General features: G+C 69.6%; 20 protein-coding genes. 12 read left to right on the top strand and 8 right to left on the bottom strand.

What is annotated here, in order from left to right:
* From ON27_RS14050 to ON27_RS14080, 7 genes are all read left to right on the top strand, one after another.
* Nucleotides 1-478: methyltransferase C-terminal domain-containing protein (locus ON27_RS14050; protein WP_043725959.1), on the top strand; the 478-nt coding region annotated here is incomplete at its 5' end.
* Between the two features lies 1 nt (nt 479).
* Nucleotides 480-1,433, top strand: coding sequence for a GDP-mannose 4,6-dehydratase (locus ON27_RS14055; protein WP_043725964.1), 954 nt, complete (start codon nt 480-482; stop codon nt 1,431-1,433).
* Nucleotides 1,430-2,614, top strand: coding sequence for a class I SAM-dependent methyltransferase (locus ON27_RS14060; RefSeq protein WP_051046550.1), 1,185 nt, complete (start codon nt 1,430-1,432; stop codon nt 2,612-2,614). The genes ON27_RS14055 and ON27_RS14060 overlap by 4 nt, the downstream gene beginning before the upstream one ends.
* A 4-nt stretch (nt 2,615-2,618) precedes the next feature.
* Nucleotides 2,619-3,797: a nucleotide disphospho-sugar-binding domain-containing protein gene (locus ON27_RS14065; RefSeq protein ID WP_043725968.1), complete on the top strand. Its 1,179-nt coding sequence runs from the start codon at nt 2,619-2,621 to the stop codon at nt 3,795-3,797.
* Between the two features lie 55 nt (nt 3,798-3,852).
* Nucleotides 3,853-5,418, top strand: coding sequence for a glycosyltransferase family 87 protein (locus tag ON27_RS14070; protein ID WP_043725969.1), 1,566 nt, complete (start codon nt 3,853-3,855; stop codon nt 5,416-5,418).
* Between the two features lie 106 nt (nt 5,419-5,524).
* Entirely contained in the window at nt 5,525-6,817 is a 1,293-nt protein-coding gene (locus ON27_RS14075) for a flavin-containing monooxygenase (protein ID WP_083887565.1), read from the top strand.
* Nucleotides 6,814-8,163, top strand: a complete 1,350-nt coding sequence (locus tag ON27_RS14080; protein WP_043725970.1) for a cytochrome P450 — start codon at nt 6,814-6,816, stop codon at nt 8,161-8,163. Before ON27_RS14075 ends, ON27_RS14080 begins: the two co-directional genes overlap by 4 nt.
* 248 nt (nt 8,164-8,411) lie before the next feature.
* On the opposite strand, the gene ON27_RS14085 is transcribed toward ON27_RS14080, so the two are convergent.
* Nucleotides 8,412-9,062 carry a hypothetical protein gene (locus ON27_RS14085; protein ID WP_051046552.1) on the bottom strand — a complete coding sequence of 217 codons (651 nt, stop codon included), beginning with the start codon at nt 9,060-9,062 and terminating at the stop codon, nt 8,412-8,414.
* A 107-nt stretch (nt 9,063-9,169) separates the two neighbouring features.
* Between ON27_RS14085 and ON27_RS14090 the strand changes: the two genes are divergently transcribed.
* Nucleotides 9,170-9,829: a TetR/AcrR family transcriptional regulator gene (locus ON27_RS14090; protein WP_043725973.1), complete on the top strand. Its 660-nt coding sequence runs from the start codon at nt 9,170-9,172 to the stop codon at nt 9,827-9,829.
* Between the two features lie 271 nt (nt 9,830-10,100).
* Here ON27_RS14090 and ON27_RS39875 read toward each other — a convergent pair whose 3' ends face one another.
* Nucleotides 10,101-12,791, bottom strand: coding sequence for a beta-ketoacyl synthase N-terminal-like domain-containing protein (locus tag ON27_RS39875; RefSeq protein WP_051046553.1), 2,691 nt, complete (start codon nt 12,789-12,791; stop codon nt 10,101-10,103).
* A 107-nt stretch (nt 12,792-12,898) separates the two neighbouring features.
* Here ON27_RS39875 and ON27_RS14100 point away from each other — a divergent pair, with 107 nt between their 5' ends.
* From ON27_RS14100 to ON27_RS14110, 3 genes are all read left to right on the top strand, one after another.
* Nucleotides 12,899-13,402 carry a GtrA family protein gene (locus ON27_RS14100; RefSeq protein ID WP_218002993.1) on the top strand — a complete coding sequence of 168 codons (504 nt, stop codon included), beginning with the start codon at nt 12,899-12,901 and terminating at the stop codon, nt 13,400-13,402.
* 127 nt (nt 13,403-13,529) lie between these two features.
* Nucleotides 13,530-14,891 (top strand): M20/M25/M40 family metallo-hydrolase, encoded by a 1,362-nt coding sequence (locus tag ON27_RS14105; protein WP_174377844.1) that lies wholly within the window; start codon nt 13,530-13,532, stop codon nt 14,889-14,891.
* Nucleotides 14,892-14,913: 22 nt separating this feature from the next.
* On the top strand, nt 14,914-15,447 hold the full coding sequence (locus ON27_RS14110) for a YbhB/YbcL family Raf kinase inhibitor-like protein (protein WP_043725983.1): 534 nt from the start codon (nt 14,914-14,916) through the stop codon (nt 15,445-15,447).
* A 180-nt stretch (nt 15,448-15,627) separates the two neighbouring features.
* On the opposite strand, the gene ON27_RS14115 is transcribed toward ON27_RS14110, so the two are convergent.
* The 3 genes from ON27_RS14115 to ON27_RS39880 all read right to left on the bottom strand — a co-directional run bounded on the left by ON27_RS14115 (nt 15,628) and on the right by ON27_RS39880 (nt 19,853).
* The gene (locus ON27_RS14115; protein ID WP_043725986.1) at nt 15,628-17,460 is read right to left on the bottom strand and encodes an AMP-dependent synthetase/ligase; all 1,833 of its coding nucleotides are present in this window, start codon (nt 17,458-17,460) and stop codon (nt 15,628-15,630) included.
* Nucleotides 17,461-17,649: 189 nt separating this feature from the next.
* A complete protein-coding gene (locus tag ON27_RS14120; RefSeq protein WP_083887566.1) occupies nt 17,650-18,387 on the bottom strand; it encodes a GTP cyclohydrolase II in 738 nt (245 codons plus the stop codon).
* A complete protein-coding gene (locus ON27_RS39880) occupies nt 18,384-19,853 on the bottom strand; it encodes a carbohydrate kinase family protein (RefSeq protein WP_245559943.1) in 1,470 nt (489 codons plus the stop codon). The genes ON27_RS14120 and ON27_RS39880 overlap by 4 nt, the downstream gene beginning before the upstream one ends.
* 709 nt (nt 19,854-20,562) lie before the next feature.
* Between ON27_RS39880 and ON27_RS14130 the strand changes: the two genes are divergently transcribed.
* Nucleotides 20,563-20,940 carry a hypothetical protein gene (locus tag ON27_RS14130; protein ID WP_043725990.1) on the top strand — a complete coding sequence of 126 codons (378 nt, stop codon included), beginning with the start codon at nt 20,563-20,565 and terminating at the stop codon, nt 20,938-20,940.
* A 12-nt stretch (nt 20,941-20,952) separates the two neighbouring features.
* Here the strand turns inward: ON27_RS14130 and ON27_RS14135 are convergent, their stop codons facing one another.
* The 3 genes from ON27_RS14135 to ON27_RS14145 form a co-directional block, all read right to left on the bottom strand.
* A complete protein-coding gene (locus ON27_RS14135) occupies nt 20,953-22,029 on the bottom strand; it encodes a quinone-dependent dihydroorotate dehydrogenase (protein WP_043725995.1) in 1,077 nt (358 codons plus the stop codon).
* Nucleotides 22,030-22,033: 4 nt separating this feature from the next.
* Nucleotides 22,034-22,333 carry a DUF5703 family protein gene (locus ON27_RS14140; protein WP_245559944.1) on the bottom strand — a complete coding sequence of 100 codons (300 nt, stop codon included), beginning with the start codon at nt 22,331-22,333 and terminating at the stop codon, nt 22,034-22,036.
* Nucleotides 22,333-23,098 (bottom strand): YncE family protein (locus ON27_RS14145; protein ID WP_043725998.1); only part of this gene is annotated, 766 nt, incomplete at its 5' end. The genes ON27_RS14145 and ON27_RS14140, both read right to left, overlap by 1 nt.

Consider the following 23,098-nt stretch of genomic DNA (forward strand, 5'->3'; position numbering starts at 1 on the left):
CGCCCTCACGCTGGGCAAGCAGGGCGTGCCGTCGCCCGCGGATGCCGCCGCACTGGATCTGCTGCGTCAGCAGGAGTCCGCCCTCGGACTGCACAGCCCCCAGCCGTACGCGGACTTCGCCAAGCGGGTCGACCAGCATCGCGAACAGGTCCGGGACTTCTTCGACCGCTCCCGCAAGGCCGGGCTGCGCACGCTCGGTTACGGAGCCTCCACCAAAGGCAACGTGGTGTTGCAGCATTGCGGGATCGGTCCGGAGGATCTGGCGTGCATCGCGGAGGTCAACGACGACAAGTTCGGCAAGTTCACCCCGGGCAGCGCGATCCCGATCGTGTCGGAGGCCGAGGCGCGTGCGCTGGCGCCCGACCAGTTCTTCGTGCTGCCCTGGCATTTCCGCGCCATGATGCTGGAGCGCGAGAGCGCCTTCCGCGCGACGGGCGGACGGCTGGTGTTCCCGCTGCCGGAACTGGACGTGGTGTGAGATGACCATCGTCGTCACCGGCGCGGCGGGGCAGGACGGCACCCTGCTGTCGGAGCTGCTCGAAGCGCGCGGTGAGCGAGTGCTGCCGATCACCCGCGACGGCCCGGTCGACATCACCGACGCCGCCGCCGTGCGGCGGCTGGTCGCCTCCGAACGGCCCGAGCAGGTGTACCTGCTGGCGGCGGTCCAGCACTCCTCGCAGGACGACCACGGCGACCCGCACGAGCTGGCCCGCGCCTCCCACCGGGTGAACACGCTGCCGGTACAGCATTTCGCGGAGGCGATCGATCGGCATCGCACCGGCACCCGCCTGTTCTACGCGGCCTCCTCGCACGTCTTCGGCTCCGGCGCCGCCGCGGTGTGCGACGAGGACAGCGGGCTGCGACCGGACTCGATCTACGCGGTCACCAAGGCGGCGGGGCTGCTGACCTGCCGCGCCTACCGGGCCCGCGGCGTCTTCGCGGCCGCGGGCATCATGTTCAACCACGAATCACCCTTGCGGGCCGAGAAGTTCGTCACCCGCAAGATCGTGCGCGCGGTCGCGCGGATCCAGCGCGGCGAGACCGGCACGCTGGAGGTGGGCAGCTTGGCGGCCGGCGCCGACTGGGGATACGCGCCGGATTACGTCGAGGCGATGACACGGATCCTGGCCTTGGACGAGCCGGACGATTTCGTCGTCGCGACCGGCGAACACCACACGGTCGCGCAGTTCTGCGCGGCCGCGTTCGGCATGGCCGGACTGGACTGGAAAAACCATGTGCGCGAACGTCCCTCGGTGCTCACCCGCAGCAGGCAGCCGCTGGCGGGCGACGCGACGAGGCTGCGGGAGCGAACCGGGTGGCGTCCTTCGGTGGATTTCCACGGCACGGTGCGGGCCATGCTCGTCGCCGAGGGCGTGCGCCTGGCGGAGGAATCGAAAGCCGGTGCGCACCGGCGGAACGGATGGATGACGTGACCTTGAACGACGAGAACGTGCTCGCCGCCCAGTTGATCTCCGTCGCCGACGGCGTCTACGAGGAGACCGCCGCCCGGATCGGTGAGATCGGCACCGAGACCGTCGCCGACGCGGTGCTCAAGGAGATCGCCTGGCGCGCGAGCCACGGCACCCGGCCGCGACAGCCGGTCACCGCCGTGTTCGAGCTGGCCCACGAGGGCAAACAGCTGGACTATCTGGTCACCTTCGGCGCCGACGACCCGGCCGTCGCGCCCGGCGCCCTGGAGGATCCGTGGCTGGTGGTGCGTCAGGATCTGGTGGAGCTGCTGCGCGCGGTCTACGGCCCGCCCGACACGGTCGCGGGCACTCGCGCCATCGCGATCAAGGACGAGCCGGGGCCGGGCAGTTTCGCCCCGGAAGACCCGTGGCGGCTGGCCCGCGACGCCGCCGCGGTCGCCGCCGACGCGATCGTCACCGCGTGCCGCCCTCAGCACCACGACCTCAACGCGCTGTCGCTGCACTTCGGTTCGGACAAGTGGGGCGGGCACTGGTACACCCAGCACTACGAGCGGCACTTCGCGCCGCTGCGCGACAGCCGCGTGCGGGTGCTCGAACTGGGGATCGGCGGATACACCGCGCCCGATGTGGGCGGCGCGTCGCTGCGGATGTGGAAACAGTATTTCCGCCGCGGGCTGGTGTTCGGCCTGGACTATTTCGACAAGTCCGGCATCGCCGAGCCGCGCCTGCAACCACTGCGCGGCGACCAGGGCGACGCGGCGTTCCTCGACGAGCTCGGCCGCTCGCTCGGCCCGTTCGACATCGTCATCGATGACGGCAGCCACATCAGCGGTGACGTGATCGCCTCGTTCCGGGCGCTGTTCGCGCATCTGCGGCCCGGCGGGCTGTACGTGGTGGAGGACACCCAGACCTCCTACTGGTCGGGCTGGGGCGGAAGCAGCACGGCGACCGACGATCCGGCCACCACCATCGGCTACCTGAAAACCCTGGTCGACGCCCTGCACCACCAGGAATTCGAACCGGAATCCGGCCGCGCGGCAGGCGCTTTCGACGACTGGGTCGGGGCGCTGCACTTCTACCACAACATCGTGGTCGTCGAAAAACGCCGCAACGCCGAGCAATCGGCTCCATCATGGGTGCCTCGGCACACCAATCCGATGGAGTGGATGAAGCCGAAGGAGTGATCGGATGAAATTTCTCGTCGTGCCGGTGCCCTCGTCGGGCCACCTGCTCGCGATGGTGCCGTTCTGCTGGGCGCTGCGGCTGGCCGGGCACGAAGTGCTGGTCGCCTCACGCGACGACGTGACGGCCACCGCGCTGCGCTCCGGCCTCAACGCGGTGGAGCTGACCGCGCTGAACGTGCCGATGGACCAGCTGCGCACACAGGTGAAGCCGGGCATGTTCCCGCTGCCGCTGTTCGCCGACCGCGACCAGCCCAGCGGGCAGGGCCTGTGGCAGATCGCCGCGCAGAACTGGCACAACCACGCCCGCCAGTACCTCGACACCTTCGCCGAGGTGGCCACCGACTGGGCGGCGGAGGTGATTCTCACCGACCCGCTGGCCACCGTCGGCCGTGCCCTCGGCGCGCACCTGGACCTGCCGGTCGTGGTGCACCGCTGGGGGATCGACCCCACCGGAGGCCCGTTCACCGAACGCACCGCCGCACTCGCCCAGGAGGCGGGCACCCGGCTGGCCGATCCGGTCGCCGTGCTCGACATCTGCCCGCCGCGGCTGCAAGCGCCCGACGCCGCACCGGGCACTTCGCTGGGCTATGTCCCGTTCAACGGCACCGGCGTGCTGCCGCCGTGGCATCGCGACGAACACGGCCGCAAGCGGATCGCGGTCTGCATGGGCGGCAGCACGCTGGGCCTGACCGGTCCGCGGCCGCTGGAGTCGGTGCTCGCGGCGCTGGCCGGCATCGAGGACGCCGAGGTGATCGTGGCGCTGTCGGCGCCCGACCGCGCCGGCGTAGGCGAGCTGCCCGGCCATGTCCGGGTGGTGGAGGAAGTTCCGCTGAACCTGTTTCTGCCCGGCTGCGATCTGCTCGTGCACCATGGCGGCTCGACCACCGGCCTGACCGCGGGATGGTTCGGGCTGCCGCAACTGGTGCTGCCGCAGATGTTCGACCAGTTCGACTACGCCAGGGGCCTGGAGCGCGCCGGCGCCGGACTCGCCGCGCAGACCCCCGCCGATCAAGGCGACATCGAAGCGCTCACCACCTCGATCCGCACGCTGCTGCGCGAACCGCGCTTCCGCGCCGCCGCCGAACAGATCGGCGCCGACCTGCGCGCCGCGCCTTCCCCCGACGACGTGGTGCGCCAGGTTGTCCCGCTGCTGGCCGAGCGTGCCGGGGCAGCCACCAGATAGACCGTCCGCGCGGCCCGCACCGGGCGGCGCGGGAACCGAAAGCCGTAGGTTGCAGATGATTTCCAGGACATGGACCAGGTTCCGGGGTTCACTCGACTACTACGCCGCGATGTACGCGGTGTTCGTGGTCGGCATACTCGTCCCCGTCGTGCTGATCGTGCTCGCGCTCACCGGTTCACCCGGCCCGGTGACCGCCGTGCTCGGCATCGTGTGCGCCGCGGCGCTGTTCGTGCTCGTCGTGCCGACGGTGCCCGCCGAGTGGCGGGAGGTGGTGCGCGGCAAACCGATCGTGGTGCGGGTGCTGTGGAGCGTGACCATCCTGCTGGTGGTCGCGGTGCTGGCCCGGTTGACCCAGTTCGTCCTCGACGCCGACAACGTCGACGCCTCGCTGTCGGCCGACGACGACTTCCTGGTGAAGAAGACCCACTTGTCCGGCTACATCAGCGGTGCGCTCATGGCCGAGCACGACCCGGCGAGTCTCTACGACCGTCACCGCTACGAGTCGCCCGAGGCGGATTCGGTGCTGCCCGCGGTCACCCCGCAAGATCGCGACGCCTACCTGTATCCGCCGCCGTTCTTGCTGCTGCCGCGGTTGCTGCTGCTGTTCAGCCACGACTTCGCCACGCTGCGCGCCCTGTGGTACTCGCTGTACGTGGCGATCGTGCTGGTGGCCATGTTCGCCATCGCCCGTTGGATCGGCGGCAGGCAGGGTGCGGTGCTGGCGGCGCTGACCCCGGTGGTGTGGATCAGCTTGCCGACGCTGGCGACCCTGCAGATCGGCAACATCCACGTGCTGGTGCTGTATGTCGGCGGCGCGGGCGCCATGGTCCTGTTCCAGCTGCGGCGCAACGTCTTCGGCGGCGCGGCGCTGGCGTTCGCGATCATCGCCAAGGTGTCCCCGGCGATCCTGCTGGTCTATCTGCTGGTCCAGCGGCGCTGGCGTCCCGCGGTGTGGACCGCGGCGTTCTGTGGCCTGTATTCGCTGGCCACGCTGGCGATCTTCGGCCGGGAACCGTGGCGGCAGTTCCTGTCCGACGGCACCTGGCAGCGGCTGGCCAGCGGGGAGTTCCATCAGTTCGTGCTCGTGGAACGGGCCAACCAGCTGGTCAACTATTCGCCGTACGGGCTGCCGTACAAGGCGAACATCATGGGCTGGGACATCGGCGATCCCACCGGGCCCGCCCGCGTGATCACCAATGTCTACACGCTGCTGTTGCTGATCCTGGTGGCGGTCACCGCGGTTCGCATCCACCGGCGGCTGTCGGCGGGCGCCCAAGGGCCGCGGGTGCGCGCCGAGCAGTTGGCGATCTGGCTGGCGGTGCTGACGCTGGCGTCGTTCCGTGCTCCGTTCGGGCCGTGGGTGTACATCGCCGTGGGCGCGGTGTGGATGCTGGCGGTGTACGCCGGGCTGATGCGCGGCGGCAAACGCACCATCGCCCTGCTCACGGTGGCCTGGCTGATCGTCGCGGTCTACAACGAGAACGTCTACTTCACGCTGGTGGCGCAGACGGTCATCTACCTCGCCTGCTTCTTCGTGGCCTGGCGGGCGAGCGCGGGCACCGACCCGGAACCGGCGCCGCCCGCGCGAGCCGCGGACACCGAGCGGGTGGGTGCGGCATGAGCGGACGAGCACGCAGGCCGCGGGGAATCGTGGCGACGCGAGGTCCCGCGGATGCCGAGGAACGAAGGCGTATGAGCGGCCACAGCTGGGGGCGGAGAGGGAACAGATGAGCACCTATTGCGTGATCGGCGCGGGGGCGGCTGGTTTGGCCACCGCTCGCCGGTTCGCCGCACACGGCTTGGATTTCGACGTGCTCGAGGCGGCCGACGGGATCGGCGGGATCTGGGACGCGCGGCGGCCGGACTCGCCGGTCAGCCGCAACACGCACGTGATCGCGTCCAAAGGCGTGCAAGCGTTCTCGGGGTTTCCGATGCCGGAGGACTATCCCGACTACCCCGGTCACGAACTCGTGTTGCGCTATCTGCACTCTTACGCCGATGCCTTCGACCTGTGGCCCTACATCCGGTTGAACACCTCGGTGCAGCGGATCGAACCGGCAGCCGACGGTTGGGCGGTGAGGCTGGCCGACGGGTCCGAGCGGTCGTATGCGGGGGTCGTCGTCGCCACCGGCCACGACCGCACGCCGCGCCGCGTCGACATCCCCGGTTCGGCCACGGTGCCCGTCCTGCATTCCAGCGAGTACCGGCACCCCGAACAGGTGCTCGGCAAGCGGGTGCTGGTGATCGGCGCCGGGCAATCGGCGGCCGACATCCTGTCCGACTGCGCGGTCAACGCCGCGCTGACCCTGCACAGCAGCAGGCGCGGCTTCTACTGCATGCCCAAGTACCTGATGGGTCGCCCGACCGACAGCATGCTGCAGGGCCGGATGTGGCGGCCGCTGCGCAAGCGGGCCTTCGAGCGGCTGTTCTCGTATCTGCGTGGCCGTTCCCGCTCGTTCGGGCTGCCGGTACCCGATTTCGGTGAAGGCATCGTGATCCCGATGCTCGGCGACCAGCTGCACCACCACTACACCCACGGCGACATCACGCCCAAGCCGGACGTCGCCGCGATCGACGACGACCGGGTGACCTTCGCCGACGGCACCGAAGAGAAGGTCGACTTGGTGGTGCTGGCCACGGGGTTCGTGCCGCACTATCCGGTGGTCGAGCGCACCCATCTGAACTGGTCCAGGGACAGTTTGCGACCGGGCCTGTATCTGAACATCTTTCCGCCGCACACTCGCGATCTGTTCGTGGTCGGGATGGTGCGCCCGATCGGCTCGCACTGGGACGTCTACGAGAAGCAGGCCGACCTGGTCGCGGAGTACCTGCGGGCCAAGGCGAGCGATCCGCGGCGGGTCGAGCGTTTCGATCGCGCCACCCAGGGCCGCCAGCCCGACCTGTATGCCGGGTTGCGGCTCTACCACGCCGACCAGTACCCGCTGGTGGTGGAGAAACAGGACTACATGCACCAGCTGCGCAAACACGCCAAGCTGTTGCGGGGAAAGGTCGGATCATGAAAGCACCCGGGCCGAATCTGGTGGAAACCGGACGCATGCTGCCGAAACTGGCGAAGAACCCGCTGACGACAGTGGGCGAGCTGCTGGCGGGCTACGGCGACGTCGTGCGGGTCAAGGCGGGCCCGATGCTGGTGTATCTGGTCGCGGACCCGGAGCTGACCGAGTACGTGCTCAAGGACAACTACACCAATTACCGCAAGAGCCCGATCTACGACGAGTTCAGCATCCTGCTCGGCGACGGGCAGCTGACCACCAACAACTTGGACTACTGGCACACGCAGCGCAAACTCATCTCCCCGGCGTTCTCCCATTCCCACGTCAAGGGTTTCGCCGACGACATCACCGACAGCGCCGCGGCGATGCTCGACGGCTGGGACGCCGCGGCCGGGCAGTTCCGCGACATCTACGACGACTACGTGAAACTGCTGCTCGCGGTGACCGGGCGGATCCTGTTCAGCATCGACCTGTCCACCGATACCGGCCAGGTGACCGACGCGATGCGGGCGGCGTTCGCGTTCATCATGAAGCGGGTGAACGCGCCGGTGAAGCTGCCGCAGTCGTTCCCGACACCCGAAGCTCGCCGGGTCGCGCGCAAGGTCGGCGAACTGGACGAGGTGGTGCGTCAGCTCATCGAGGAACGCCGCCGCGGCGGCGACACCACCGACGTGCTCACCGCGCTGGTGCGCGCCCGCGACGAAGGCGGTCAGGGCATGCGCGAGGAGGATCTGCTCAACGAGATCAAGACCCTGCTGGTGGCCGGTCACGAGTCCCCGGCGAACGCGCTGTCATGGGCGTGCTACCTGCTGGCCACCCACCCGGAGATCCAGGAGCGGCTGGCCGGGGAGGTGCGCGCGGCGATCGGCGATCGCACCCCGGCGTTCTCGGACTTGGCGCAGCTGAGCTACTGCCGCATGGTGATCGAGGAGACCATGCGGCTGTATCCGCCGGCCTGGATCGTCGAGCGCACTCCCATCGCCGACGACGAGATCGGCGGCTACCACGTGCCCGCCGGTGCGCGAGTCACTCTGTGCATGTACTACATTCACCGCGACGAGCGGCTGTGGGAGGCCCCGGAGGAATTCCGTCCGGAACGTTTCGCCGACGCGGCGGTGGCCGAACGGCACAAGTTCGCGTTCTTCCCGTTCTCCGGCGGCCCGCGCATCTGCCTGGGCAAGGACATGTCCATGACGGAGATGGTGCTGATCCTGGCCATGACGGTGCAGCGTTTCCGGCTCGAACTCGACCGGACCCACCCCGTGGTGCCGCTGGCCTCGGTGAACTTGCGTCCGGAGTCCGGCATCCGCATCCGCCCGGTCCGCCGCGTCAGCGAGCCCGTGACGACCTGAAGTCCCCGGGAGCCGACGCCTCGCAGCCGCTCGAACCGCTGTAGGGCTCCTACGCCTCGGACGACCCGCTGCCGACAGCGGTGGCCTGCCACGCCTCGCGAGCGCTGGGGTAGCGGGGAGACCAGTGCGTGGTGGAGCGAAAGCGGTTGTCGCTCACCCGAAGTGATCGGGTCGGGGAGGTGAGCCGGTGACCGCCGAGCAGGACGGCGCGGCCGGGTGCGCGCAGCCATGGCCGTTTGCCCGCGGCATCACCGGCCCAGCAGCGCGACGCTGCAGGCGATGATCCAGGCCACCCACCCCAGCCAGCCGATCAAGCCGAGGACCGCGACGCGGTTGGTGCCGTCGACGTTGTAGGGACCGGCCGACGACGAGACGAAAAGCAATGCGGCACTGATGTATCCGAGCCACGCTTGCCAGCCCGAGAGGAATCCGGTGCCGTCTCCGGCGATGCTGAAGCCCAGCAGCGCCGCGGCGAGGAAAACCTGGTTGAACCCGAACAGGACATTGCTGGTTCCCCACAGGCCCGCGGTCGTGCCGCGGCTGTGCGTGGCGGCCGCGACCATGCCGAACCGCAGCGCTTCGATGACGGTGAACGTGGCGTTCTGCATGAGCACTCCGGCGAATCCCACCAGCGCCCACGCCGCCTGTCCTTCTCCGCCGCGCCACGTCACCGACAGCATGCCCGCGGCGAAGACGATGGTGCACAGCCACATTGCCGGAGCGAGCGTCGAAGGGCGCTTCACCGCCTCGCCGACGGCGGCGAAAGCTTCCTCGACCGCGTCGATCTTCTCCGCCGACAGCGGGAACGGGAGCCGAGCACGCACATAGAGCAGGTTGACCGCGAACGCCGCCACGACGAACCCGATGCCGCCCAGGCCTGCCACCGTGGTGAATTCCATCGAATGCCCTCTTCCGCACCAGGGTTGCGCGCTGGGTGTCCCCGCGCGGCAGCCAATTGGATTTACATCAACTATATTGAATATAGGAGCAGGCGGAATGGAGGGCAATGGTGGACGCACAGCCGCAGCGGCGACGTTACGACTCGTTGCGCAGGCAGACTCAGGCCAAACGCACTCGCGCCGACATCGCGGAAGCCGCCGGGCGACTGTTCCGCACCCGAGGATGGGCCGCCACCACCATCGCCGACGTCGCCCGCGAGGCGGGAGTGTCCGTACCGACCGTCTACGCGGCCTACGGCAACAAGAAGGGGCTGATCTGGGCCCTGGTGGACGCGGCGGACATGCCCGGGGACATGCCGCGCCAGCTCGCCGAACTGGAAGCCTGCCCCGCCCCCGAACAGCAACTGGCGGCGATGGCGGGCTACGACCGGCGCCTGTTCGAACGCGCCGGGGACCTCATCGCCCTGGTCCGGGAGTCCGGGCGCACCGAACCCGAGCTGGCGACCCTCTACGCGCAAGCGCGTGAGGCCGCGGACCGAACGCGCGTCGAGGTGTTCTCGTCGTGGCCGGACGGCACATTGCGGCCCGACCTCGACATATCCACCGCCACCGACATCTACGCCGCGCTGTGCAACATCGACGTCTACACCACGTTCGTCACCGAACGCGCCTGGTCACCCGAGGCGGTCGAACGCTGGTGGAGCGAAGCGCTGGCCCGCGAACTGCTGGCTTCTGGAGCGCGGCCGCCGGGCCCCATGAGGCGATAGGCCGCGTGCCGGGGACGGGATGCCCGGCTGCCGCACGGCTATGGCGCTGACCTGGGTATCGCCGACACCGCACCGTTCGACCTCGCAGCACGGCGGTCGGGCCGCGCGGCAGTGAGCGCTTCGGCTCAACGCGCCGCGGCGAGCGCATTCGGCTTACCCCCTCGATCCCGCCGTGCTCGCGCAAGGTGGCCGCCGTTCCCGTCGTTGTGTTCGACGGCTGCAGAGCGTCGCGGGAGGCGGCGCGCGGTCGAGTGCTCGAACCGGCGACGGCTCAACCGAGCAGTTCTCGGCTCAGTGCCAGCAGCTCCGCGGTGGAGAGCGCTTCGTCCTGCGCCGCTGCCGTCGAGTCCACGGCAGACGTCGCGATCGTTCGATCGGCCGGAGACGTACCAGGCTGGGCGATGTCCTGCACCGGCGGCGGCCCCGCCGTGGACGAGGCGGTCGGTCGCTCGGCGGTTCTCACCGAGTGGTGCTCTGGTGCGAGCCGGACGGCGAGTTCGGCGGCCAGCAATTCGACTGTGGGGCAGCCCCAGACGATGGCGGCGGGCACGTCGATGCCGAGGCGGGCCGACAGGCGGGCCGACAGCTCGACGGCGTGCACCGAGCCGATGCCGAGCTGGTCGAAGTTCTGGCGGACAGCCACACGGTCGGGGGAGATACCGACGACTTCGGCCAGTTCGCCGGTGACCAGCGCGGCGAGCGCCGCGGCATCCGCTCCGGCGGCGTCTTCCGGCTCGTGGAATGCCTCAGGTGGCTCGGTCGCTCGCAACTGCGTCGCCGATCCCCCGATCGCAGCTGCGGCTGGTGCCGAGGTCCGCGCCGATCTCTCGACCAGCGTGGTGGCGGGGCTGGGCGGTGCCGAACTCCGCACCACCGACGTGGCGGCTCCGGCCGGTGCGGCGGCGTGTGCCGAAGATTCGGTGGACGCGGCGGCAGTGTCGGGCGATGCCGAATTCCGCACGGACCCACCAGCGGTTCCGGCGAGGACGTGGGTGTGTGCCGAAGACTCGGTGGGCGTGACGGCGGGGCTGGTCGTCTGCGCGGAGGGCGCGTGGCTGGGAAGCGGATGACCCGAGGGCACAGCGGGTTCGGACAGGGTGAGCTCGGGCGCCGACTCCGCGGTGGCGATGCCGTCTTCTGCAACAGGCGTCTGCGTGACCGCCCAGTGCCGTTCGCGCTGAAAAGGATAGGTGGGCAGCGTGATCGGCCGCCCGGGCGGGTTCACCGCCGCCCAATCGGGGTCTACGCCACGTTCGAACAGCATCCCCGCCGCGGCGAGCAAGTCGCGACGGGCGACGGTGCCAGGACGCAAAGCCTCCGACAGGACCGAACTCAGCGCTCCGTTCTCCGCGTCACCGGAGCGCTCGGGTGCGGTTCCGTCGAGGTAGCGGCCGAGGAATTCGACCACCTGGTCCACCTGGTCGGCCACCACCGAAAGACGATGCCGCAACGGCGTTCTGCTCGCGAGAGTGTGAGCGAGGTCGCCGAGGGGCAGGCCGGAATTGCTCGCCAAGTGCTCACGTAGCCGGTAAGCGTGCGCCCGCAGCGCGGTCTCGGTGCGCGCGGACAGCACCACCAGCCGTTCGGCGGGGCCGGTGGCCGACAGCGGGTCGGCCGGCGGGGCCGCTTCGACGACGACGTGCGCATTGGAGCCGCCGAAACCGAACGCGCTCACCGCGGCGCGCGCCGGACCGTCGTGCCGCGGCCACGGCAGTGCGGTGTCGGCGATGCGCACGCCCGCGCTCGCCGGATCGAAATACGCCGGCGCTCGCTGGAAATGCAGACTGCGCGGTATGCGGCGATGTGACAGGGCGAGGGCGACCTTCACCAGTCCCGCCAGACCCGCGGCCGCTTCGGTGTGCCCGATATTGGTTTTGATCGACCCGACCGTGAGCGGGGCCTCCTCCGCGCGGCCAGTGCCGTAGACATCGGCCAGCGCGGACAGTTCGGCGCGGTCGCCGACCGCGGTGCCGGTGCCGTGCGCTTCCACGTAGTCGATCGTCCGAGGGTGGACGCCCGCCTGCGCGCACGCACGCCGGATCAATTGCCGCTGCCCGTCGGCGCTGCTGGCGGGCATGGAGTGATGTCTGCCGTTGTTGTTGGTGGCGCTGCCCAGCAGGGTGCAGTACACGCGGTCACCGTCGCGCAGCGCCTGCCGCAGTGGCTTGAGGACCACCACCGCACCACCTTCGCCGCGCACGTAGCCGTCGGCGGAGGCGTCGAAAGTCCGGGATCGGCCGTGCGCGGACAACACACCCAGCGCGGAGAGCCCGATCGCGGTCTCCGGGATGAGATTCAGCTGCACCCCGCCCGCGACCGCCAACGCGCTCTCACCCGCCCGCAGCGCCTGACAGGCCAGGTGCACCGCGACCAGCGATCCAGCGCAGGAGGCGTTCACGGTCATGCTGGGGCCGTCGAAACCCAGAAAGTACGAGACCCGATTGGCGATCACGCCTTCCACATCTCCGGTGCTGGTGAACGGAGTGATGGCCGTGGCACCCCGGGAGAGTTTGACGGCGCGATAGTCGTTGAACTTATAGGCGAAATACACGCCGGTGTGCCGAACCCGGTCGGGCCGCACAGCCGCGTCCTCGAATGCCTCCCACGACAATTCCAGCGCCAAGCGTTGCTGCGGATCCATATCGGCCGCTTCCCGCGGAGTGATCCCGAAGAATTCGGCGTCGAAACCTGTCACATCGGCCAGATATCCACCGGCGACCGGCACCGTCTTGCCCGCGCCGGCCCGGCCGGAGCCACGATGGTCACCCGGCCAGCGCCCCGGCGGCGGCTCGTCGGCGATCGCATCGGTCTCCTCGATCAGCAACCGCCACAACGCTTCCGGGGAATCAGCACCCCCTGCGAAGCGGCAGCTCATGCCGATCACGGCGATCGGCTCCGCGGCACCGGCCGCGACGTCGGATCCGGTCTGCTGAGGACGGGTGCGCCGCTTGGCTTTCTTCACGCTTCTCGCCTGCCCGCGATCCACCGACCGTGCACCCGGGGAACAAACGGTGCGGTGAATCTGCCGATCTTGTTGTGGGGTCGGGACATGTGCCGGAGACTTTACCTGTGCTGTTTTCCGAACGTCCCGTTTTCGCTCGGGTGACGTCCGTGCTGGGGGGCGAGGCACGGCGTCGAGAACTACTTCGTTTCGCCTCTGTGGGTTTCGCCGCGTTCACCTTGGACACCGCGGTCTTCTTGACGTTGAAGAGCACTGCACTCGAAGCGCATCCGGTCACGGCGAAAGTGGTCGCCGTGCTGGCGGCGATCACCTTGTCCTACGTGCTGAACAAGCAGTGGTCCTTCGACGCGCGCGGCGGGCGGCGCGGGCACCACGAGGCCGCGCTGTTCTACCTGGTCAGTTTCCTGGCCGTCGCGATCAACACCGCACCGCTGTGGGTGTCGCGGTATGTGCTGCATCTCGAGGTGCCCGAGGTCTCCCGCTTCACCCAGAACGTAGCCGACTTCGTGGCCGCGCAGTTGATCGGCACCGCGTTGGGCATGGTGTTCCGGTTCTGGGCCTTCGTGCGGGTGGTGTTCCCCGACGAGATCCAGCGGCCCGGCACGGCGTGAACCCGCAGTTGCGATCATCCTGACGACAACCGTGTCGCGCGCGATCGCGCACCGTGCGGGCCGCCGCTCCCCGCCGCGATACCCGGGCACACGTTTGCCGCGCCGCGCGGGTGGTAGGAAAGGGAGCGTGTCCGCAACTGGCGAAGGAATCGACCCGAACAGAAGCTCCCGCGCGGTGTCGGAAGTGGTGGAGCTGGTCAGCACGCTGATCCGCTTCGACACCTCCAATACCGGCGACCTGGCCACCACCAAGGGTGAGCGCGAATGCGCGCAGTGGGTGGCCGATCAACTGCACCAGGCGGGCTACGTCACCGAGTACGTCGAGTCCGGAGCGGAGGGCCGCGGCAACGTCTTCGCACGGCTGCCGGGCGCGGACCCGAGTCGTGGCGCGCTGATGATCCACGGCCATCTGGACGTGGTGCCCGCCGAGGCCGCGGACTGGAGCGTGCACCCGTTCTCCGGCGCGGTGCGCGAGGGCTATGTGTGGGGCCGCGGCGCGATCGACATGAAGGACATGGTCGGGATGACGCTGGCGGTGGCGCGCCAGTTCAAGCTCGAGGGCACGGTGCCGCCGCGCGATCTGGTCTTCGCGTTCCTGGCCGACGAGGAGAACGGCGGCAAATGGGGCTCGCAGTGGCTGGTCGACAACCGCCCCGACCTGTTCGAGGGCGTCACCGAAGCGGTGGGGGAGGTCGGCGGGTTCTCGCTGACCGTGCCCCGCCCCGACGGCACCGAACGCAGGCTGTATCTGGTGGAGACCGCCGAGAAGGGTCTGGGCTGGATGCGGCTGCGCGCCAAGGCCCGCGCGGGCCACGGGTCGTTCCTGCACGAGGACAACGCGGTCACGATCCTCGCCGACGCGGTGGCCCGGCTGGGCAAACACACTTTCCCGCTGGTGCTCTCGGAGTCGGTGGCCGCCTTCCTGGCCGCCGTCGCCGAGGAGACGGGTCTGGAGTTCGATCCGTCCAGCCCGGACATCGAGGGACAGCTGGCGAAGCTGGGCACCATCTCCCGCATCATCGGCGCCACGTTGCGCGACACGGCCAACCCGACCATGCTGCAAGCCGGCTACAAGGCCAACGTGATCCCGCAGACCGCCGAGGCGGTGGTGGACTGCCGTGTGGTTCCCGGGCGGCAGGCGGCGTTCGAGCGTGAGGTGGACGAGCTGATCGGCCCCGACGTCGAACGCGAGTGGATCACCAAACTCGACTCCTACGAGACGACCTTCGACGGCGATCTGGTCGAGGCGATGAACAACGCCGTGCTGGCCCACGATCCGCGCGGCCGCACCGTGCCGTACATGCTCTCCGGCGGCACGGACGCGAAAGCGTTCGCCCGGTTGGGTATTCGCTGCTTCGGTTTCGCGCCGCTGCAGCTGCCGCCGGAGCTGGACTTCACCGCCCTGTTCCACGGCGTGGACGAGCGGGTGCCGGTCGAGGCCCTCGAATTCGGCACTCGCGTACTCGAACACTTCCTCCTGCACAGCTGATCCGATCCGGAAGAGAGGTTCCATGACCTACAACCCCTACGACGCGCTCCCGCAGGTGCCGTCGTTCACCCTCACCTCCACCGACGTCACCGACGGTCAGCCGTTCGGCAACGACCAGGTCAGCGGTGTCTTCGGTGCGGGAGGCAAGGACATCTCCCCGCAGCTGTCCTGGTCGGGCTTCCCGGCGGAGACCAAGAGCTTCGCGGTCACGGTGTACGACCCCGACGCGCCCACCGCCTCCGGGTTCTGGCACTGGGCCGTCGCCGACATCCCGGTCGGCGCGACCTCCCTGCCCGCGGGCGCGGGCAGCGGCGAGGAAGGCGGCGCGCTGCCGACCGGCGCGATCACCCTGCGCAACGACGGCGGCTTCCACGGCTTCGTCGGCGCGGCCCCGCCGCCCGGCCACGGCCCGCACCGCTACTTCGTCGTCGTGCACGCCGTCGACGTCGAAAGCCTCGGCATCGATGAGACCGCCACCCCCGCCTACCTCGGCTTCAACCTGTTCTCCCACACCCTGGCGCGCGCCACGCTGATCGCCACCTACGAGCAGAAGTAGGTTTCCCGGTCTGTGGCCCCGAGCGAACCGCTCGGGGCCACACCGCTTTCGTGGTTCGCGGAGCGCTCCGCGAGGCGCACAACCATCCGCGTCGTCAGCGGCTCACACCCCGGTGGGGGATCGCTTCATGACTGCGGCCCCGCAGCGTAATGCACGGGGCCGCAGTTCTTTCCGGCGCCCTTACTTGACGCTGATCACCCGATCAGAGGGTTCTTTGGCGTAGAGCGCCTCGATGTCGGCTTGATATTTGGCCGCGATGGGGGCGCGTTTGAGCGACATCTTCGGGGTCAGTTCTTCGCCGCCCGGTTCCCAAACCGCGCCGAGGATGGTGAAGCGCTTGATCTGTTCGACGCGCGAGAGTTTGGTGTTGCCCGCCTGGACCGCTGCCGAGACCTCGTCGATGATCTGCTGCCGGGTGGCCAGGGTGGCGATGTCCTCGCCGGTGGCGTCGAGTTCCTTGGCACGGATCGCGGCGACGTCGGGGTCGAGCACGATCAGGGCGGCGATATAGGGCTTGGCGTCGCCGATGGCGACGACTTGGCCGATCAGCGAGGAGGCGGCCTTCACCGAGTTCTCGATGTTGGTGGGGGCGATGTTCTTGCCCGCCTCGTTGATGATCAGTTCCTTCTTGCGGTCCACGATCCGCAGGTAGCCGTCGGCGTCGAGGGTGCCGATGTCGCCGGTGCGCAGCCAGCCGTCGGGATCGATGGCCTCGGCGGTCTTGTCGGGCATGTTGCGGTAGCCGCGGGTGACGATGGGTCCGCGCACCAGCACTTCACCGTCGGCGTCCAGCCGCAGTTCCATGCCGTCGACCGCGCGCCCGACCGAGCCGGGGCGCGGTTTGTCCAGTTCGGTGTAGGTGCCCACGCCGGTGGTCTCCGACATGCCCCACACCTCGCTGACGGTGAAGCCGAGGCCGAGGAAGTATTCCAGGGTCTCCGGCGGGATGGGGGCGGCGCCGGAGGAGGCGACCCGCAGCTGATCCAGTCCGAGGGCGTGGCGCAGCTTGGACAGCACCAGCGCCTCGGCGATCTTGTGCTGCGCGCTCAGCAGCGGGCCGCGGCCTTTGCCTGCCAGGTCGGCGCGGGCGGCGGCGACGCCGGTGCCGATCGCCCAGTTGGCCAGCGCCTTCTTCACCGGGCTTGGCTCTTCGGCGAGTTTGCCCTCGACGCCGGCCTTGATCTTCTGCCACACGCGGGGGACGCCGAAGAAGATGGTGGGGCGGGCGTCGGGCAGGGCGGCGGCGACCTCGCGCGGGTCGGGCACGGTGGTGATCTGGATGCCGGTGAGCAGGTTGATCGCGTGACCGGAGATCCGGTCGGCGACGTGCGCGGCGGGCAGGTAGGACACCGCCCGGTCGTCCAACCCGACCTGCAGCGGGCCGTTGACCAGGGCGATGACCTGAGCCAGGACGTTGCGGTGGGTGATCTCCACGCCCTTGGACGGGCCGGTGGTGCCGGAGGTGTAGATCAGGGTGGCCAGGTCGTCGGGGCCGACGGCCTGCCAGGCGGCGTCGAAGTCGAAGTCGGCGACCGGTGCGGCCTCCACCTGTTCGAGGGTGACCGCGCTCTCGGCGGGCCCGTCGACCATGACGATGTGCTCGACCGGCACCCCGGAGGCGGTGATCCGGTCCAGGAACACCTGCTCGGTCACCACGACTTTGTTACCGGCGTTGGTGAACAGGTGGGTGATCTGCTCGGGGGAGCTGGTGTTGTAGATGGAGAACGGGGTGGCGCCCAGATGCAGGGCGGCGGTGTCGACGAGATTGAACTCGGGGCGGTTGGTGAGCATGATGCCGACCGTGTCGCCGTGGCCGACGCCGAGACCGGCCAGGCCGGCGGCGATCGAGCGCACCCGTTCGGCGTAGTCGCGCCAGGTGTACTCCTGGGTGCCGCCCACCTTCCGCAATGCGATCTGGTCGGGGCGCAACCGCGCGGTCTCCTGGAATGCGGCGGGAACGGTGTACACCGTTTTGCCCGACCAGTGCGCGTATCCGATTTCTGTTGTCGTCATATCCCTGTTCCCGATATCGCTGGGGCTGACCGATCGCCGGTGTCGGCCGGCGTTCGATCCGAGACTCGCACCCTGACATGATGCGGCGAATGCAATGTCAGTCTCTCACGAGTCGGCGCGCCACATGTGGCGCGGCTCACTCATGGTAGCCACAGCCGCGAATCGAGGTAGCCGAACTTCAACAATCCTTCAGGCACCGATGAGATCCGGCGCGGAGCCCGGCCCGGACCGCGGACGAAGGGTCTCACCAGGAGAGATCACGACCGGATCCACGGCAGGCGGCTCGGCCGCGGTGTCGCCGTCGCGCTCCTCGAGCGCCCACGGCACCGAATCGGTCGGGATCCAGTGCTTGCGCCGGGTGCGCTTGGCCTCCAGATACTCGCGGGCGCGCTCGCTGAGCGCCCGCGTTCGCAACGGGACCACGGTGACCTGCAGCCCTTGGCGTCGCAGCGCGTCGACTTTGGCGGGATTGTTCGTCAGCAGCTGCACCGAACGCAGTCCCAGATCGGCCAGCGCACGCGCGGTGGCCCCGTAGGTGCGCGCGTCGGCGGGATAGCCGAGATTCTCGTAACTGGTGAAAGTATCCGTGCCCGAACGCTCGCTCTCCCGATAGCCCAGCGCCTTGGCGATCAACCCCGCACCCCGGCCCTCCTGCTCCAGATACACCAGCACCCCGGAGCCCGCGGCCTGGATGAGATCCAGCGCCTTGTCCAGCTCCGGCCCGCAATCGCAATCCTGCGACCGCAACGCCTCCCCGTACAGGCAGCGCGAGTGCACCCGGACCAGGCAACCGTCGGCGACCGCGCCGAACAGCAGCAGGTGCCCCCGCTCACCGTCCCCGTGCAACTCCACCACCCGAACTCGCAGATCATGCCCATTGCGACGGAACCGATGCTCGGTGTCGGCAGGATCCACAACGTTGGTCAATGCTCCTCCGTAGCGAGTCTGAAAATTCGCTCGACCTCACTCACCAGTGGCATCGCGCCGGGGACGTCCCCGATCGATTGCGTCGCCACCATTGCGGCGGTCGCCCAGACGTAGTCGTTGCGTGCGGCGGGGCGGCGCGTCGAAACGAGACGATATACCAGGGCGGCGGAGAAGGCAGCGTGAGCGCCGACCGAGTCGTCCAGCGCCGTCGGGAACGGCTGAAAACGGCCGCTGACCTGCTCCGACCACACCGCGCAGCGGAAATCCTTGATCGCGCACACGGCCCCCACACCCAGCGCGCGCAGCCGTGTGGCGGTCTGGTCCCCGCAGGAGGCCGCACCGTCGGCCATCGCCAGCGCCTGCAGGTCCTTGTCGCCGCCGACGAGGTAGTCCACCACGCCGAGGTGCTGATACAGATATTGCGGACGATCCAGCCGCGGCGCCGGATGCACGACCACCAGCGGCCGTCGCGGCAGCCCGCGCAGCTGCGCCATGATCTGCTCGAGCACCCCGGTGGGTTGCTCGAAGGTCAGCAGCACCGCGTCCGAGGTGGCCAGCGCCGAGCGGATCGCGTCGCTGCGTAGGTCCTGCGCACTCAACCGGATTCGCTCGTCCTTGCAGCCGATGGTGCTCGCCGCGCCGGTGCCTGCCACGATCACCGCGGTCACCGGCGTCGGCGCGTAGGGCACCACCTTGACCAGTTCGGTGTCCACGCGTTCGCTGCGCAGGTATTCCAGGATGCGGTCGCCCGCCTCGTCGTCGCCGACCGCGGAGATCAGCCGCACCCGCAGCCCGAGCCGGGCGGCCGCGACGGCGCGCGCGAGCCCCTTGCCGCCGGGATGTTCGGCATAGCGGCCGGGCGCGGCGGCGCCGGGCCCGGGTATCCGGTCGACCAGATACAGGTGGTCGATGACCGCGTCGCCGACGACGGTGACCACACCGCGCGCATCCACCGGGACCGGTTCTGTCACTGTGGTTTCCGCGAAGTCCACCGCATGCGCGCCGTCGAACACCGAGGCGGTGGCCAGTTGGGCGGCCAGTTCGGTGAACGCGCGCCGCTCGGGGGCCCCGCGCAGGGACCGCACCGTCAACGCGTCCGGCATCGGCTGCGCCCCGAGCGTTTCGTGCAGTGCCGCCCACCGCGCGGCGAGGTATTCGCGCCGCTCGCCCAGATCCGCGGCGTAGAGCCGGTCGAGATCGATTCCGGGCGGCGGGTTTTCGCGCAGCAGTCCCAGCGACAGCTCCGCGTCGACGACGAGCCGGTGGGTGGGCTCCAGACCCCGGGCCAGGTCACGCACCAGCGGCAGCACCGCCTCTTCCCGGTCGACGCCCGCCCGCCGCGCGTACTGCCGCACGGCCAGCAGATCCAGCAGGGGCAGTACGTCGATTTCGGTGCTGCGCAAGCGATCCGAGCTCAAGCCGGACCGTTTGCACAGCCGGGTGAGGATGTTGCGAACGGCAACCATTCCCGAATCCTGGGGGACCACGGCGACGCCCCCTCCTCTATCGGCGCGACACCGGGCGTCGTGCACATGTTGGCCACGCGAATCGGGTTTAGCCAGCGGGCAAATTGTCAATTACCAAATTACAACGGCAATTGCGCCGGGGGAACGGCAAATGCCACACTTGAGGTGGCGATCCCCATCGCACCACCAGACAGGGAGGGCTGGTGACGAGAATGATTCTTCAGATACGGCAGTCTCGACGGCGACGGCGAAACCGCCCCGCCGGACCCGATACCGAACTGGTGCCGAAGCCGGTGATGGACTAAACGAGCCGCCGGACACTCCGCGCGACAACGCACCGGTCATCGCCCGCACCGTCCCGGCACGCCGGCACACGGACCAGACGCCGTCACCGGTCCCGCCCTTCGGCGCCGCCGCCGTGCGGCCCGCTCCCCGAGCCCACCCGCGCCGACCGGAGCCCACTCACCCCGCTCGACGCCCGGCCGCGCCCTACGCCACCGCGCCCGCCGCACACGTGCGAGCCGCCGCCGGGCCCGCCCGGCCGGGCCGCGGACTTCATCGGCCCGGGCACGCGCCGGCGTGCCCGTCCGACCAGCGGAGATCACGGTGCGCACCACGCCGCACCAGCGGATGCACGACAGGAGGCATTCGTGATCATCGAACTCGGCACCCTGGAGCCGGCCTCACTCCACTCGCACCGGAGACAGCGATGACCATCCACACCACCGAATGGACGATGACCAGTGACGTCACCCCGGAATCGGCCTGCCGGGACACCGACGCGACCGACATCTGGCGGCTGAGCTGGCTACCGGACCGGCGGCTCACCCGCGAACAGGCACTGGCCGGGATGTCGCTGGACGAACTGCTCAGCGACCCGCACGCCGTGCACGACCGCATGACCCAGGCCCGCGTCGAGAGCTATGCCGACCAACTGGGCATCCTGCGCGACCACGCGGTGATCCTGCTCGCCAAGCGAATGGCCGCGCGGCTGGGCCAGCAGCTGCGACCGAAAGGAGATCCGGCGCCGCCGGGGCGCCGGCCCCGGCGCGTGCGCACTCCCGAACCCCCGTTCGTGCACGGCTGAAGCCCGCTGATGTCAGGCGTGCGCTTTGTGCTCCGCGCCGACGGCCTCACCGAGGCTGCCGTAGCCCGCGGCACGCAACCGCTGCGCCAGGCCGCGATGGATCCTGCGCATCCAGAACGGGCCGCCGTAGATGAACCCGGTGTAGCCCTGCAACAGCGTCGCACCGGCCAGGACGCGCTCCCAGGCCTGGTCGACGGTTTCGATGCCGCCGACCGAGATCAGCACCAGCCGGTCGCCGACGCGTCGGTACAGCCGCCGCAGCACCTCGAGCGACCGGTCGGCCACCGGCGGACCGGACAGCCCGCCCGCGCCCATGGCGGCCACCTCGGCCGCGTCGGTGCGCAGGCCGTCGCGGCGAATGGTGGTGTTGGTGGCCACGATGCCCGCCAAGCCCAATTCGACGGCCAGATCGGCCACCGCGTCGATGTCCTCGTCGGACAGATCCGGCGCGATCTTCACCAGCACCGGCACTCGCACACTGTCCAGCACCGCGCGCAGCAGCGGCCGCAGCGATTCGACGGCCTGCAGGTCACGCAGGCCGGGGGTGTTGGGCGAGCTGACGTTGACCACGACGAAATCGGCCAGCGGCCCCAGCAGCGCGGCGCTGGTGGCGTAGTCGGCGGCCGCGGCCTCCGGTTCGACGATCTTCGTCTTGCCGATGTTCGCGCCGATCGGGACCGCGCCACGCCGGGTGCGCAGCCGCTCGGCGGCCGCGGCGGCGCCGTGATTGTTGAAACCCATCCGGTTGATCAGCGCCCGGTCGGCGGGCAGCCGGAACAACCGCGGTGCGGGATTGCCCGGCTGCGCCTGCGCGGTGACGGTGCCGATCTCCGCGAAACCGAACCCCAGCGGCGCCCAGGCGTCCACACCGTCGGCGTTCTTGTCGAAACCGGCGGCCAAGCCCAGCGGCGCGGGGAACTCGACTCCGAACGCCTCGACGCGCAGGATCGGATCGCGGGCGACGAAGACCTTGCTCATCGCCCAGCGCAGCGGCGGGACCCATGCGGCGAATCGCATGACCGCGAAGACGAGGTGGTGGACGCGTTCGGGCGCGACCAGGAACATCAGTCGCAGTAGCAGGGCGTACATCGGCTCACATTCCGGGTTCGGGCTGGGGTAGTAGTGCGGATTTTCGCCGCCGCAGCAGCACTCGCCTGCTGCCGTCGGTGTAGGCCCGCACCCGCGACAGCTCCCAGCCACCGAACTCGGCCTGGATCGCCAGGCGCATGGACGCGGTCACCCGCGTCACGTCCGGGGGCAGTCGCAGCGGTACGTACTCGTAGTCCTCGCTGGTGGTCTCCCAGCCCGCGGGCAGTGCGCGCCCGCGCCCCCGGTGTGCTGCCGGATCAGTAGATGCCGCGGTCTCGTCGCCCGCGCGCGGTGTCCGAGCCATCAGTGCCCTCTCTTCCGATCGTCCGCACCGATCCGTTGCAGACCGTCGCCGGTCGCGGACCCCACGAACAGATCACCGGTGCCTTGCTCGACAGCCACCGAGTTCGGTTGCCGGACGGTGGCGTAGCGGCCCACTTCCTTCGGTATACCAGTCGACAGGTCGAATCCGACGACCTCGTTGCGCTGCGTGCACGTCACCCACACGGTGTCCGACCGCTGATCGTAGGCAAGTGCGTAAGGCGAAGATCCTACCGGGAACCGCTGGCGCAACACGAGCGGTCCGGCGGTGTAGACCAGCAGCTCGCCACCGGCGGTGTCGGTGACCACGAACCGGCCGCGCGCGTCGCCGATCAGCTCGGTGGCCCCGTCACCGGCCCGCAACGCCAATCCGGGCCGTTCCTTGCCCGGGTCGATTTCGAACACCGCGGTCTGACGGCGGTCGAGCACGGTCAGCTCGCCGCCGGCTTCGGCGAGTTCGTCGGCCGAGACCAGCCCGGACACCGTCCGGCTCACCTCCCCGCCGGGCGTCAGCTCCAGCACCCTGCCGTCGGCGGTGCCGACCAGCAGACCGCCGTCGTCGCGGGCGCGCACCGACCGTACGTCGCCGTCGACGGCGACCGCGGTGACCGTTCCGGAAGCCAGATCCACCCGCAGCACCCGGCCCGGCGCGGCCGCCAGCATCTCCCCGGGCCTACCCGGGGCCAGAGCGCTCGCGCGCTCGGGCAAGGTCACGGCGCGCACCAGCGGCTGGGCGACGTCCGGGTCC

It is taken from the genome of Nocardia asiatica NBRC 100129 (genome assembly GCF_000308415.1).
GTDB lineage: Bacteria > Actinomycetota > Actinomycetes > Mycobacteriales > Mycobacteriaceae > Nocardia > Nocardia asiatica.